The organism is Maribacter hydrothermalis (assembly GCF_001913155.1).
Classification (GTDB): Bacteria; Bacteroidota; Bacteroidia; order Flavobacteriales; family Flavobacteriaceae; genus Maribacter; species Maribacter hydrothermalis.
In genome coordinates, this window is sequence record NZ_CP018760.1 from 653,964 (window position 1) to 669,617 (window position 15,654).

The window sequence follows — 15,654 nt, forward strand, 5'->3', positions numbered from 1 at the left end:
GCTCTTTTGTAAAATCTATATCCTTATCCTTTAGACAAAGGTGTAATTTCTAATTTTCTAAATTCAACCGGACCATGATCCCCTTGAATCATAATTGGACCAGGTGCTGCCTCATTATTATCAAGGGCCCCGCCTGTCATTGCTTCTATATTTTGGTTTGATATAACCGTTTTACCATTGGCTACAATTGTAATTCTCCTACCTATTAAAGTAATATCATACGTTTGCCACTCACCCGCTTTTAAAGCGGCATTTTCATTAGGTGTCAGTAGCCCATATATTCCTCCAAAGTAAATAGACGACGCTTCCAATCCAATGTTATCTGCAATTTGTACTTCGTAACGTCCTCTTAAATAAAGGCCACTATTACTATCTTCTGGGTAGCGAAATTCGGCATGTAATTTAAAATCTTGAAACTTTTCTTCTGAAATTAAATTAACGCCCGACTTAGAACTTGTTAAAATACCATCTATTACCGCCCATTGATTACCCTCCTTCATTATCCAGCCATTTAAATTTTTACCATTAAAAAGCTTAACAGTCTTACCTTCTTTTTGGTTGTCATAATAAGGAAGCATTGGTGATTTTGTTGCTGTCCAATTATAGGTTTTCCCATCAACATAAATCATGGTTCCCTCTAGTCCGCCACCAACAATTTTACCCTCGAACTCCATATTTGCCGCTCCGGGCTCCCACTGTGGCGGAATTTCAAATGAAAACAAATCTCCATGTTTTTCTATTTCAGCTACTGGCCTAGCACTCCCAAATGCATAAGTAAATCTTCCTATTAAAGTATTGTTGCCAGAATGTCTTATTTCTAACCAAGACGGCAATTTTTCTCCTTCCTGGTCTATCGTTATATTCCATTTCCCTTCTAATGGATGACCTTCTTGTGCAACTAATATATTTGTATTAATGCACACAAAAAATAAAATAGTTAACGTTGTTTTTAAAATGCTCATAAGAATAAAAATTTGATGTGACCTCAAATATAAAGTAAGTTTTAAAATAGTGTTTTACCTACCCATATTAAATATATTTAAAATTAAAAAAAATACTATTTCTAAATAGGATGTTAATATTACCGTACGCTTTACTTTTGATTATTGTATGATTACAATAATTGTTACTTTTAATCTTTAATCCAACCTGAAATAACAATGACATCATTTAAAAAGTTTCTTTTAGGTATACTTCCTATCTGCATTTTGAACTTTTCTTGCGAACTAAAAAAACCTATTGAAGTACCTTTAACTATTCAACAAGACAGTACAGAACTTCTTGAAATGGCTAAATTGGCACGAGAAAGTATTTCTGCAAATGTAGCAGAAGGTTTAAAATTAAGTCTTTGGGCTTCTGACTCTCTTGCTCCCGACCCCATTGCAATGGATATTGACAATGAAGGTAATATATACATTACGCGTTCTAATAGAAATAAAAATTCCGAATTTGACATACGTGGTCACAGAGATTGGATGACAGAATCCATTGCCTTAGAATCTGTTGAAGATAGAAGGGCTTTTCTACATAAAACTTTTGCTCCCGAACTTAGTAAAGAAAATGAGTGGTTTCCTGATTTAAATAACGACAGTATACACGACTGGCATGATCTTACCGTAGAACAAGATGAAGTTTGGATGTTACAGGATACTGACAAGGACGGTATTGCAGATGTTTCTATCCAAATAATGAACGATTTTAACGATGAAATCAATGATCAAGCAGGGGCTCTTTTAGTAAGAGATGAGGATGTTTTTGTTGGTATAGGTCCTGGTATGTATCGTCTTACAGATACTAATGGAGATAAAATATTAGATAAAAAAACTAGTATAGCAACGGGTTTTGCTGTCCACATAGGTTTTAGCGGTCATGGGATGTCTGGTGCAATAGAAGGGCCCGATGGTAAAATATATTGGGGAATTGGAGATATTGGAGCTAATATTACCACTGTTGATGGGGAAAACCATAAATACCCAAATGAAGGCATTATCGTAAGAAGTAATCCAGACGGAACTGATTTTGAAGTATTTGCACACGGATTAAGAAATACACACGAATTTGTTTTTGATGCCTACGGTAATATAATTACTTCTGATAACGATGGTGACCACAGCGGTGAAAGCGAAAGATTAGTACACATTGTGGAAGGTTCCGATGCTGGGTGGCGTGCCAACTGGCAATATGGTAAATATACCGACCCTAAGAATAATGGTTATAATGTTTGGATGGATGAAAAGCTTTTTGTTCCTAGTTGGGAAGGACAAGCTGCCTACATTATGCCTCCAATCCAAAACTTCCATAATGGGCCTACAGGAATGAGATATAATCCTGGTACCGCCTTAGGTAAAAAATGGCTTGATAAATTCTTTTTAGTAGAATTTGTTGGAGACCCTAGTCGTTCGCATATTTGGTCATTTGATTTAAAACCTAAAGGTGCCTCATTTGAATTAAATACCGATGAATCTATTTTATCTGGCGTACTACCTACCGGTATTGATTTTGGACCAGATGGCGCTTTATACTTGGCAGATTGGGTAAATGGTTGGGGAAGCAAAAATTACGGAAGGGTTTGGAAACTAGATGTTACAGAAGAAACCAATGACCTTGCACAAGAGCGTTTGGAAACGCAACGCTTAATGACTCATAACTACAAAGATGACGATACCGAAAATTTAATAAAGTTATTAAGTTACGGTGATATGAGAATTCGCCAAAAAGCACAATTTGAACTTGCTAAAAGAACTTTTTGGGGTTATCGTGCTTTAGAAAAAGCCCTTACCCAAGAAGAAAATCAGTTGGCACGTATACATGCTATTTGGGGTATTGGACAAATAGCGGCTAAAGATCCGGGAGATGCTAAACCATTATTAAATTTATTAAGTGATACAGACCCAGAAATAATTGCACAGAGTGCAAAAGTTTTAGGTGATGTTAAATATAAAAAAGCAGCAGATAGTCTAATTAATTTAACAACACATGAGAATGACAGAGTTAAGTTTTTTGCTGCCCAGGCCCTAGGTAGATTAAAATCTGAAAAAGCAATCGAACCATTATTAGACATGATAGTAGCCAATAATGATGAAGACCTTTACCTAAGACATGCTGCAGTACTAGCGCTATCACGAATTGGTAAGGCCGAACCTATTTTAGCATTAGCAGATAATGAAAATAGAAGCTTACGTATTGCTGCAGTTCTTATTTTACGAAAACTACAAGACCCAAATATAGCTGTCTTTTTAAATGATAAAGACGAATTTATAGTAACAGAAACTGCAAGAGCTATTAACGATGACCTTTCTATTGAAGGAGCGTTACCAGCTTTAGCTTCCATATTAAACAATGAATCTTACTCTTCTGAGCCATTGTTAAGACGTGCAATTAATGCCGCTTTGCGTGTTGGAGGAGAAAAAGAATTAGATATGCTTATTCATTTTGCAAAAAGGTCTAGCGTTGCCAATAATTTACGAGGAGAGGCTTTAGCGGCATTAGGTACGTGGAACAACCCTTCTGTGTTAGACCGTGTTGATGGTAGATATAGAGGTGAGATACTTCGAGAGAACACACAACTACAAGATAAAATAACAAAAGATATTCCTGCATTATTAAGAGACCGCCGACCAGAGATTATTATCGGTGTTTCTAAAATGATTGGCTCTATCGGTATTAGTACATATAATGATATGCTGTACGATATATTTAGAAGAAGTAACTCTTCTGAGGTTAGAGCTACTATTTTAACCACATTAGGGCAGTTAGACTTTAACAGAATGGAAACTGCGATGACCATTGGCATGAAAGACTCAGATCAGGACGTTAGAACCGCTGCCGTTGGGCTTTTAGGCCAATTGAATCTTCCTAAAGAAAAACTACCGGCTATTGTAGAGCCCATTTTTAATAAAGGTTCAATTAACGAACAACAACGTATGTTGAATGTTTTAGGTGAATTACCTGTGGAAAACAGTAATACAATTTTAAATAGCCTTGTTTACAAAGCAAGTAAAAACCAACTAGATCAAGGTATACTTTTAGACCTTATTGAGTCGGTTAATGCTACTGAAAATCCTAAACTGATTGTTAAGTTAGACTTTCTTAAAAAAATAGGGTATTCCGCAGATTCTTTTGAAGAGACCCTGCATGGTGGTAGTTGGTATGCCGGCAGAAGTGTTTTTAACAACAACCCTACTGCACAATGTGTTCGTTGCCATGCCGTAGCTGGTGCAGGTGGCGTTGTAGGTCCCGCATTAGATAATATTGGAAATATTTTAAATAGAAAGCAGTTACTAGAAGCTTTAATAGAACCAAGCAAACGTTTGGCTCCGGGTTATGGTGTAGTTACGCTAACCTTAAAAGACGGACAAAAAGTACAAGGCACCTTAATTGAAAGACGCTACAATGAAATTTTATTAAAAACATCTGAGGCGGAACCATTAGAAATTCCATTGGCCAGGGTGGCTAAACAAGAAAATTCAATGTCTGCCATGCCTGCAATGGGCCGTATGATTACAAGAAGAGAATTACGAGATTTAATAGAGTATTTAGCGAGTTTGAAAAAGTAGGTTAATTATATTAAGAAAGAAGAAGTCTAACCTACCATTTGGTTACTTCTTCTTTTCTTTTAGTAAACTCACTCATTATTTCCGAAATAATTTCTCCTGCCGGTTTTATATTATGTATCAAAGCAGAAACTTGTCCTATTTCTAACTCGCCATCTTCTAAATCACCAAGGAACATGCCCTTCTTAGCACGACCTCTTCCTAAAAGAGTCTTTAATTCTTCGGTAGATGCTCCTTTAGTATATGCTTTTTGTACTTCGTAATAGAACTTGTTTTTAACTAAGCGAACAGGTGCTAATTCTTTTAATGTCAAATGGGTATCCCCTTCTTTAGCGTTAACGACAACCTCTTTAAAGTTCATGTGATTTGAAGCTTCTTTACTTGCCACAAAACGGCTACCAACTTGTACCCCGTCCGCACCTAAAACCATGGCTGCCAACATGGCCATGCCTGTTGCTATTCCACCGGCTGCTATTAAAGGTATATGTACTTGTTCCCTAACTGCGGGAATCAACACCAACGTTGTTGTTTCATCACGACCGTTATGCCCGCCTGCTTCAAAGCCTTCTGCTACAATAGCATCTACTCCGGCATCCTGTGCTTTCAACGCAAATTTTAAGCTACTGACTACATGTACAACAGTAATTCTATTTTCCTTTAAAAAGGATGTCCAAGTTTTAGGATTTCCTGCAGATGTAAAAACAATTTTCACACCCTCCTCTACTATAATATCCATTAACTTATCAATATCAGGATATAACATAGGAACATTGACTCCAAAAGGTTTGGAGGTCGCTTTCTTGCATTTTTGAATATGCTCTCGCAAAACATCTGGATACATACTCCCTGCACCTATTACGCCTAAACCTCCTGCATTAGATACAGCACTGGCTAGCCGCCACCCGCTGGTCCAAATCATTCCGCCTTGAACTATAGGAAATTCTATCTTAAAAAGTTCGGTAATTCTATTTTGCATATGCTAAGTAAAACAACTCGGGGCAATCACCCAAGGTTTTGTTTTGAAAATATAATTTAGATTTCGACATAAATGTCGGAACATTTAATTTTCGATTATCGAGCAAATAGGTACATTTTAAAAATGTTAATATACTCTTTACTTCATAATTTCTTAGTTAAGAAATAACTCCAGAACCTATTAAATCATCTTCTAAATACCACGCTACAAACTGACCTTCGGTAATTGCAGATTGCATTTCTTTGAAATCGACATACATACCCCCTTCAACTTTATAAATAATGGCTTCTTGTAATTCTTGACGGTATCTTATACGTGCTTTTACTTCTAAATTCTCATCAATACGCAATGCTAAATCTGTCCGAACCCAATGTATTTCTTTGTCCTTTACAAATAAAGTTCTTCTGTACAAGCCAGGGTGCGCTTTACCTTGACCCGTATATATGATATTTTCTTTAACATCCGTATCTATTACAAATAACGGTTCTTTTGTTCCACCAACATGCAGTCCTTTACGTTGCCCTTTGGTAAAATAATGCGCACCTTGGTGCTCTCCAACCACTTTTCCATCAGATAAATGATAAACTGGCTTCTCAGCAAAAAATTCTAATTCAGCGTTTTTATCATTAAAATTAGGCGTATTTCGGTCATATGCATTGAATCCGGCAGGCACCTCAACAATTTTACCTGTTTTAGGTTTTAACTGTTGCTGTAAAAATTCAGGTAGTCTAACCTTACCAATAAAACATAGACCTTGGGAGTCCTTTTTATCTGCAGTAATCAAATTCATTTTTTTTGCAATTTCCCTCACTTGTGGTTTGGTCAACTCCCCTATTGGAAATAATGTCTTCGATAATTGTTCTTGCGATAATTGACATAAGAAATACGATTGATCCTTATTACCATCTATACCGGCCAATAATTGATATGTTTCCGTACCATCTGTGTTATTTAAAGTTCCCTTTCTGCAATAGTGACCTGTTGCAACATAGTCGGCACCGAGCTGCATGGCTATTTTCATAAAGACATCAAACTTTATCTCTCTATTACAAAGCACATCAGGATTTGGGGTTCGCCCCATCTCGTATTCCTTGAACATATAATCAACAATACGTTCCTTATATTCCACACTTAAATCCACCGTTTGAAACGGGATACCTAATTTCTCAGCAACTATTAGAGCATCGTTACTATCTTCTAACCACGGACATTCTTCCGATATCGTCACCGAATCATCGTGCCAATTCTTCATAAACAAACCAATTACGTCATAACCTTGCTCTTTTAACAGGTATGCCGCCACGCTTGAATCTACTCCTCCAGAAAGTCCTATTACTACTTTTTTCATATCATCTTCTTGGTCGTTACAAAATTACAAAATTTCATTTCAGTAATACTTTTTTTGTCCCTCACATGATTCGTATTATCCCTCAAAAAGTACCTCATAAACTCTTAAAAAAATATTAATTTCATTTCAATTTATATTTAAAAATGTTAAACTTTTATAAATTTCAATTAAACAAAATAATTGTCTAAATTCAACAAACACCTTGCACTATATATACTTTTAAGCTTTTTAAAGGCGTTTAATTTAAAAATTTCAACAAGTTTTTAAAAAATCGATATAACCTTCTATATTATTTCTTGTTTAGCTTTGATTATAAACAATTAAACAAAAAATAATATCAAATGAAAAATCTAAGTAAAATTTTAAAATCGACAGTAATGGTAATGCTGTTAGTTTTTGCTACTTCTTGCAGCGATGATGACAATGATAATCCAGTAATTATCGTTGAAGAAGATAACATAGTAGAGACTGCACAAAAGACAAATTCATTAAGCTCTTTAGTATCAGCACTAGCAAAAGCCGATGAAAGCGCTAATAATGACTTAATAACGGCTTTAAGTGGCGAAGGTCCGTTTACGGTTTTGGCGCCGACCAATGATGCATTTGCAAACCTTTTAGCTCGATTAGATGGTTTTGACTCATTAGAAGATTTTAACAATGAACAATTACAAGATCTTTTGGCAACAATTTTAAAATATCATGTAGTATCGGGAGCTGCAGTAAGTTCTGGGGATTTAATAGAAGGGCAAACTATTACTACACTACAAGGAGAAACACTAACTGTTAGCATTGTTAACGGAGTTACATTTACAGATGCCGCAAACGAAGTAGCTACAGTAACGACAGCCAACGTAGAAACACAAAATGGTATCGTTCATTTAATCGATAAAGTTTTAATTCCTCAAGAAGCCTTAGATGCATTAAGTGGTGTCTTATTGACTTCTATTACCGATTTAGCTATATCAGTACCAAGTCTAAGTATATTAGTTGAGGCATTAGTTGCCGCTGATGGCGAATTACCGACAGTTTTGGCAGGTGAAGGTCCTTTTACCGTATTTGCCCCGACAAATGATGCCTTCGCTGCATTTTTGGAAGCAAACAATTTTGCAGCTCTTGGTGATATCCCAACAAATGTGCTTACGCAGGTTTTATTAAACCACGTTGTAGCGGGCACCAATTTATCAACTGATTTGAATACTGGATATGTTTCATCTCTTTCAACTTCAGGCCCTGACGGTGCAAATCTTAGTATGTTTATAAATACAGAAAATGGCGTTGTCATTAATGGAACTTCTACGGTTACCGCTGCGGACAATAAAGCGACAAACGGTGTAGTTCATATTGTAGACGCTGTAATAGGCTTACCTAATATAGTTGATCATGCAGTAGCCAATCCTAATTTGACATCTTTGGTAGGTGCGCTTACCGCAGACGGCAATACTACTTTTACAACATTATTATCAGATTCGGAAACTGACTTTACTGTTTTTGCTCCTTTAAATTCTGCTTTTGACAGTTTTACAAACCCTTCCGACAATGCCTTAAATACTATTTTGGCAAACCACGTAATTTCTGGTGCAGCAGCTAACGCAGCAAGTCTTTCTAATACGTACTTTAATACTGCCGCTACCAATATAGATGGTGATAATATAAGTATTTATGTGAATGTTGATGATGGCGTTACATTAAACGGAACAAGTACTGTTGCTGCAGCTGATATCGTCGCCACAAACGGAATAATTCATGCCGTTGATACGGTTATAGATTTACCAAGTGTAGTTACATTCGCAACAGCCGACCCCAACTTTAGTTCACTTGTAGGTGCTTTGACTGCCGAAGGTCAACCCGACTTTGTTAGTATTTTAAGTACCCCAACCGGTACCGACCCTGCACCTTTTACTGTATTCGCACCTACTAATGGAGCATTTGCAAACTTAGTAGCGGTACCAAGCGGAGATGTGTTAACTGCCGTTTTAAATCATCATGTTATTGCCGGCGCCAATATTGTTTCTGGCGATTTAAGCAATGGATTGGTATCTCCTGCTACTTTAGAAGGGGACACCTTAACTTTTACTATCGATGGTGATGGCAATGTTACTATCACTGACGGTTCGGGTAATGCAGAAATAGGCATTATTGCTGTTAATGTTCAGGCAAACAACGGTGTTATACATGCTATCGACACCGTAATGATACCAAACACAACAAACTAGGCAATACTTTTTTCAAAAACTTAAAGAGCCGCATAATGCGGCTCTTTTTTATTTACACAAGAAACATCTTTCTATTTAATTATTTTTTTTGTTAAACTTTTATAAAAATTCATTAAACAAAATAATTGTTTGCTATTTTTAGCAATATGTTATTTATCAATTATATATACCAATAATTTTTAAAATTATCGTTTATATGTTTCACAATTAAAACTTTTACTTAAACAATCTAAAAACATTATTATGAAAAAAATTCTACAACTAAAAAATCTTTTTTTTATTCTCACGGTCTCATTATTCATTTGGTCTTGTGATAAAGAAAATTCTGATGATGCAACAATGACTGAGATGATGACCATTGTTGAAACCGCTCAAGGTCAAGATGCTTTATCATCTTTAGTATCTGCATTAAGTACAGCTGATAATTCGGAAGGCACCGATTTAATTGGCACCTTAAGCTCAGATGGTCCATTTACCGTTTTTGCACCAACTAACGATGCCTTTACCGAACTACTGACTCAATTAGACGGTTTTGATACCTTGGCCGATTTTGATACTGATGAAGAAAGAGCAATTTTAACAACAATTTTAACTTACCATGTTGTTGCTGGTGTTGCCGCAAAATCTACAGATCTGACAAATGGAATAATCGTTGAAACAGTTCAAGGAGAAGATTTAGTGATTAATTTAGACGGTGGTGTTTTTATAAACGATGCTACAGAAATGAATGCTGAAGTACTAATTGCCGATGTAGCCGCAAGTAATGGTGTTGTTCATGTGATTAACAAGGTATTATTGCCACAGGCAATTATCGACGCTTTAAATGAAGGCGAAATGACCAACGAAAATGGAACTTTAGTAGATGTAGTTATAGCTACTGAACCACTTTCACTTTTAGAAGCTGCGGTAATAAAAGCCGATTTGGTCGCAACCCTTAGCTCAGACGGACCATTTACCGTTTTTGCACCAACCGATGATGCCTTTGTAGCATTATTGGATATTCTTGGTGATGATTATAACAATTTAGAAGACTTTGATACCGAGGCAGAAATTGCATTATTAAAAAATATTCTTTTATTCCATGTAATTACCCCAAAAGTTACCTCATCAGATTTAGCAGCAGGTAATATACAAACTGCATTTGAAGGGAATAATATAGAGGTAATAGCATCAGGCGATTCTTTTGTCATTGGTGATGCTTCCGATATAAACGCCAATATTACCAGTGTTGATATTTTAGCGTCTAATGGAGTTGCCCATACTATTGACAAGGTTTTGTTACCACAAGCAGCTATTGACTTCGTTTTAGGTTTACAATTAAAAACTATTGTTGATACTGCTGTCGCTACCGACGACCTAAGCTTATTGGTCGATGCCTTAGTTCAAGCCGATGCTGGTTTGGTAGCTACTTTAAATAGTGATGGTCCTTTCACCGTTTTTGCACCTACCAATGCTGCTTTTGTTGCCTTATTACAAACATTAGGAGATAATTTTAATAGTCTTGCCGATTTTGACACAGATGAAGAAAAGGCGCTTTTAACTAAAGTGTTGACGTATCATGTAGTTGCCGGAACGGCTGCTTTTTCTACAGATTTAAGTAATGGTCAAACTATTGAAACTGTACAAGGTGAAAATATAACTGTTGCTTTAACAGATAGTGGAGTACAAATAATCGATGCTACCAGCACAAACGCAAACGTAGCATTAGCAGATGTTGCCGCTAGCAACGGAGTTGTACATGTAATCGATAAAGTTCTTCTACCTCAAGAAGTTTTAGATATGTTAGCCGCTATGAGCTTAAAAACAATTGTAGATACTGCAATTGCTACAGACGACTTAAGCTTATTGGTAGATGCTTTAATTCAAGCTAATGCAGGTTTAGTTGAAACTTTAAGTAGTGATGGTCCTTTCACCGTTTTTGCACCTACCAATGCTGCTTTTATTGATTTATTAAACACATTAGGTGATGATTTCAATAGTCTTGCCGATTTTGATACTGACGAAGAAAAAGAATTACTTGTTACGATTTTAACCTACCACGTGGTAGCTGGTACGGCCGCTTTTTCAACTGACTTAAGTGATGGTCAAATTATTGACACCTTTGAAGGTGAAAATGTCCGTGTAACAATTAAAGACGGAACCGTTCACATTAGTGATGCTACAGATGTTAATGCCTCTGTTGTGTTAGCTGATGTAGCAGCAAGCAACGGTGTTGTTCATGTAATCAATAAAGTATTACTACCTCAAGCTGCTTTAGATGCACTGACGCCAGCGATGCCGAATATAGTAGAGACTGCTCAAAGTGTTGATGATTTAAGTTTATTGGTTGACGCTCTTATTCAAGCAGATGCTGGTTTGGTTACTACCCTCAGCAGCGAAGGACCCTTTACAGTTTTTGCACCTACCAATGCTGCTTTTGTAGCGTTTTTAAATGATTTAGGCGACAACTACAATAGTCTTGCAGATTTTGATACGGATGTAGAAAAAGCCTTATTGGCAAAATTACTAACATACCATGTCGTTTCTGGGGCAGCTGTAGCTTCTACAGATTTAACTGATCACCAAGAAATTAGTACGGTACAAGGCGAATCTTTATTTGCTATTTTGGGTCATGGTGTACAAATTAGAGATAAGTCTCATGTTGATGCAAACGTAACCACAGCAGATGTATTGACCGGTAATGGTATAGTACACATTATTGATAAAGTCTTACTTCCACAAGAAATAATTGACGCACTGCATTAACATTTAAACAATGCTATAGATTTAAAAAACCTTCCTATATATTAGGAAGGTTTTTTTATAGCTGATAATTGCTAACATCACCATACACCTCTTTAACATACAATATAACATCCTTGACAACTTACTTTTTATAGAACCTTAAAATAATTACATCTTTGACATCCCAAATCTTACCAAACCAACCCTTTATCAAAGGCAAAAGCCCTTTCAAATTAGAAAGGGCTTTTCATTTTATGTAAAAATAAATAGTTACTATTTCTTTTTCTGCGCTTCTGCTTGTTCCATCATTTCACGCATTTTCTTTTGGAACTTGTTCTCCTTTTTAGGTTTCTTTTTGTTCTCTTGAATCTGGGCATGAATTTTATCATTGTCCAGTATAAAGTTCTTGATTACCAGCATAATGCCAATAGTAATCATATTAGAAACAAAGTAGTACAAACTTAAGCCACTGGCGTAGTTGTTAAAGAAAAACAACATCATAAATGGCATTAGGTACATGATAAATTTCATGTTAGGCATTCCCGGTTGTGTTGGCATATTTTGGCCTGTGGTCATCATCATGTAAAAGAATATAGCAATAGACGCTAATATTGGAAACAAACTAACGTGATCTCCGTAAAATGGAATAGAGAATCCTTCTGGGAACTGATAAATTGTATCAAATGAAGAAAGGTCATCTGCCCATAAAAATGATTTCTGTCGCAGCGCAAAAGATGTTGGGAAAAACATGAACAGCGCATAGAAAATAGGCATTTGTATCACCGCAGGTATACAGCCACTCATGGGGCTTACGCCAGCCTTACCATATAATTTCATGGTTTCTTGCTGCTTTTTCATTGCATTGTCCTTATACTTTTCTCCTAACTCCGTGATTTCAGGTTTTAAAACTTTCATCTTCGCTTGAGATAAGTATGACTTATATGTTACGGGTGACATAGCCAAACGAACCAAAATGGTCATAATAACGATTGCGATTCCATATGGAAAATAAGAGCTGATTAATCCATAGAACGGTGTAAAAATATATCGGTTGATCCAACCAAAAATTCCCCATCCAAAAGGAATAGAATCATCTAAACCTAAATCCTTATACTTAGATAAGGTATCAACATCCGTAGGCCCAAAATACCAATGTAAATCTTTTGAAATCTCTCCGCCTTCCAGCTCAATAGGTAATGCTGATGCGTATTCCTTAGTAAAACCAAAAGTTCTACTTTCTTCCTCTACTAAATTTATAGAAGTTAGATCGCCACTTTTAAAAGGTTGGTCCGCAGCAAGAATACTGCTAAAGAAATGCTGTCTGTACGAAACCCATTTTATATCTTCCTCAGTTTCTTCATCATCACTACCTTCGGACAGCTTACTAATTTTATCATCTTCATGATTGTACGTTAATCGTGTATAACGATTTTCATATTCAATACTCTTTGAATGACGAATTCCCTTTAACTTCCAGTCTAATTGTACTGGTTTACTAGTACTTATTACATTATCCAAACCTTTAGATTTTATAGTAAAATCTACCAAATAATCATTTGGTTTCATTACATATCTATACTCCAGATATTGATTACTAGACGTCTTAGCTTTTAAGGATAAAACTTGATTACCATTATCAGTAGTCATCGAAGGCTCAAAATATAAATCTTGTGTATTTAATACCCTGTTATCAGAAGTAGAGAAATCCAATCCGAAAGAGGCATTACCATCTTTTACCAAATAAACCGGTATAGAATCATAGGTCACAAACTGTTTCATTTTTGCCTCTACAATCTGCCCACCTTTATTACTAATCCTCAAAAGAAGTACATCATTTTCTAACGTGGTAATATCATTAGAAGGTTTAGTAAAACCAAAAGCACCTAATTTACCTTGGTAATTAGCAACTGCGGTAGAATCTCGTAAATCTAGTTGCGGAACATCATTACTAACAGTTTCTGTTTTTGAGTTTTCTGATGCCTTTGTAGCTTCTACTTGTTCTTGCTTTGCCTTTTCTGCCTCCAACTCTTCAGGAGTAGGTTGATTTTGGTAAAACATGAAGACGAGTATTCCGAAAATAAGCACAAAGCCTATAATGGATTGTACGTCAAATTTCTTTTCTTCCATGTGGTATTTCTAATTAATTGGGATATTTTGAATTTTTAAGAAAGCAAATATATGTCCAAATATGGTGTTTATGCCAATGTGGCACTTGTTTATGCCTTTTTATGTTCTAAAGCTGCTTTAACCAAGCCAACAAATAATGGATGGGGATTAGCTACAGTACTTTTATATTCTGGGTGATATTGCACGCCTATAAACCATGGGTGGTTTTTTAGTTCAACAATTTCAACCAAATTTGTTTCCTTATTAAAACCTGTTGCATGCAAACCTGCTTTCTCTAATTTCTCTAAATATGCATTGTTGAATTCATACCTATGACGGTGACGCTCGGATATTTGCTTAACACCATTATACATTTTTTGTACTAAACTTCCCTCTTTCAATTCACAATCCCAAGCACCTAAACGCATAGTACCACCTTTATCCGTAATACTTTTTTGTTCTTCCATAATGCTAATTACAGGATCAGGAGTGTTTTCATCCATCTCGGTAGAATTTGCATTGGCAAGTCCTAATACATTACGCGCATATTCAATAACCGCCATTTGCATTCCCAAACAAATACCTAAAAATGGAATATGCATTACTCGGGCATATTCAACTGCTTTTACTTTACCTTCTATTCCACGTTCGCCAAAACCTGGGGCAACTAAAATAGCATCCAATCCTTTTAATTTACTTTCATAATTTTTGGCTGTAATGTATTCTGAATGTACAGATTTCACATTAACTTTTACCTCATTAGTAGCTCCTGCATGTATAAATGCTTCTAAAATAGATTTATAAGAATCTTGCAATTCCACATATTTACCTACTAAACCGATAGTAACTTCATCTTTGGGGTTCTTGTGTCTTGCCAAGAACTCGTTCCATCGACCTAAATCTGGCTCTACATCATTTGGTAACGCCAATTTCTGTAAGGTTACGCTATCCAAACCTTCTTCTTGCATTAATAACGGTACATCGTAAATGGTAGACGCATCTATACTTTGTATAACCGCCTCTCTTTTTACATTACAAAATAATGCCAATTTATCTTTTATCTCGTTAGAAATCTCATGCTCTGTTCTGCACACCAAAATATCGGCTTTAATACCGCTTTCCATCAATGTTTTTACAGAGTGTTGTGTAGGTTTCGTCTTTAACTCGCCCGCAGCCGACAAATAAGGCACCAAGGTTAAATGAATAACAATGGCATTGTTATCACCAAGCTCCCAAAGTAGTTGACGAACCGCTTCTATGTAAGGCAGTGATTCTATATCCCCTACTGTACCACCAATTTCGGTGATGATAATATCGTACTCGCCACTATTACCAAGCAATTGAACACGTTCTTTAATTTCGTTGGTAATGTGTGGTACTACCTGTACCGTCTTACCTAAAAATTCTCCTCTACGCTCTTTTTCAATAACGCTTTGGTAAATTCTACCGGTAGTAACATTGTTTGCTTGTGAAGTTCTAACATTTAGAAAACGTTCGTAGTGCCCTAAATCTAGATCTGTTTCCGCACCATCATCAGTTACGTAACATTCGCCATGCTCATAAGGATTTAAGGTTCCTGGATCTACATTAATGTATGGATCCAGCTTTTGAATAGTAGTTTTGTAGCCGCGAGATTGCAGTAATTTCGCCAAAGATGCAGCAATAATGCCTTTTCCTAATGATGAAGTAACGCCTCCCGTAACGAAGATGTATTTGGTTTGTGCCATGTATAGA

Annotated in this window: 8 protein-coding genes; 3 read left to right on the forward strand and 5 right to left on the reverse strand. The window is 36.1% G+C overall.

The window, feature by feature from the left end:
• Window positions 1-23 precede the first annotated feature (23 nt).
• A complete protein-coding gene (locus BTR34_RS02910; protein WP_068484109.1) occupies window positions 24-962 on the reverse strand; it encodes a 3-keto-disaccharide hydrolase in 939 nt (312 codons plus the stop codon).
• A gap of 198 nt (window positions 963-1,160) precedes the next feature.
• Between BTR34_RS02910 and BTR34_RS02915 the strand changes: the two genes are divergently transcribed.
• A complete protein-coding gene (locus tag BTR34_RS02915) occupies window positions 1,161-4,556 on the forward strand; it encodes a HEAT repeat domain-containing protein (RefSeq protein ID WP_068484107.1) in 3,396 nt (1,131 codons plus the stop codon).
• Between the two features lie 31 nt (window positions 4,557-4,587).
• Here the strand turns inward: BTR34_RS02915 and BTR34_RS02920 are convergent, their stop codons facing one another.
• Together BTR34_RS02920 and mnmA are read right to left on the reverse strand one after the other, a co-directional pair.
• Window positions 4,588-5,529: an NAD(P)H-dependent flavin oxidoreductase gene (locus tag BTR34_RS02920; RefSeq protein ID WP_068484105.1), complete on the reverse strand. Its 942-nt coding sequence runs from the start codon at window positions 5,527-5,529 to the stop codon at window positions 4,588-4,590.
• A 157-nt stretch (window positions 5,530-5,686) separates the two neighbouring features.
• Window positions 5,687-6,877 carry a tRNA 2-thiouridine(34) synthase MnmA gene (gene mnmA / locus BTR34_RS02925; RefSeq protein WP_068484104.1) on the reverse strand — a complete coding sequence of 397 codons (1,191 nt, stop codon included), beginning with the start codon at window positions 6,875-6,877 and terminating at the stop codon, window positions 5,687-5,689.
• Window positions 6,878-7,218: 341 nt separating this feature from the next.
• Here mnmA and BTR34_RS02930 point away from each other — a divergent pair, with 341 nt between their 5' ends.
• On the forward strand, window positions 7,219-9,090 hold the full coding sequence (locus BTR34_RS02930; RefSeq protein WP_068484101.1) for a fasciclin domain-containing protein: 1,872 nt from the start codon (window positions 7,219-7,221) through the stop codon (window positions 9,088-9,090).
• A 243-nt stretch (window positions 9,091-9,333) separates the two neighbouring features.
• The gene (locus BTR34_RS02935) at window positions 9,334-11,835 is read left to right on the forward strand and encodes a fasciclin domain-containing protein (protein ID WP_068484099.1); all 2,502 of its coding nucleotides are present in this window, start codon (window positions 9,334-9,336) and stop codon (window positions 11,833-11,835) included.
• A gap of 252 nt (window positions 11,836-12,087) precedes the next feature.
• Here the strand turns inward: BTR34_RS02935 and yidC are convergent, their stop codons facing one another.
• Together yidC and BTR34_RS02945 are read right to left on the reverse strand one after the other, a co-directional pair.
• Window positions 12,088-13,941: a membrane protein insertase YidC gene (gene yidC, locus BTR34_RS02940; RefSeq protein WP_068484097.1), complete on the reverse strand. Its 1,854-nt coding sequence runs from the start codon at window positions 13,939-13,941 to the stop codon at window positions 12,088-12,090.
• A gap of 89 nt (window positions 13,942-14,030) precedes the next feature.
• Window positions 14,031-15,647, reverse strand: a complete 1,617-nt coding sequence (locus BTR34_RS02945) for a CTP synthase (protein ID WP_068484095.1) — start codon at window positions 15,645-15,647, stop codon at window positions 14,031-14,033.
• Window positions 15,648-15,654: the final 7 nt, after the last annotated feature.

Bases quoted from the DNA above. Each gene is read 5' to 3' on its own strand.
- BTR34_RS02910 (WP_068484109.1), bottom strand. From the start codon at position 962: ATGAGCATTTTAAAAACAACGTTAACTATTTTATTTTTTGTGTGCATT.
- BTR34_RS02915 (WP_068484107.1), top strand. From the start codon at position 1,161: ATGACATCATTTAAAAAGTTTCTTTTAGGTATACTTCCTATCTGCATT.
- BTR34_RS02920 (WP_068484105.1), bottom strand. From the start codon at position 5,529: ATGCAAAATAGAATTACCGAACTTTTTAAGATAGAATTTCCTATAGTT.
- mnmA (WP_068484104.1), bottom strand. From the start codon at position 6,877: ATGAAAAAAGTAGTAATAGGACTTTCTGGAGGAGTAGATTCAAGCGTG.
- BTR34_RS02930 (WP_068484101.1), top strand. From the start codon at position 7,219: ATGAAAAATCTAAGTAAAATTTTAAAATCGACAGTAATGGTAATGCTG.
- BTR34_RS02935 (WP_068484099.1), top strand. From the start codon at position 9,334: ATGAAAAAAATTCTACAACTAAAAAATCTTTTTTTTATTCTCACGGTC.
- yidC (WP_068484097.1), bottom strand. From the start codon at position 13,941: ATGGAAGAAAAGAAATTTGACGTACAATCCATTATAGGCTTTGTGCTT.
- BTR34_RS02945 (WP_068484095.1), bottom strand. From the start codon at position 15,647: ATGGCACAAACCAAATACATCTTCGTTACGGGAGGCGTTACTTCATCA.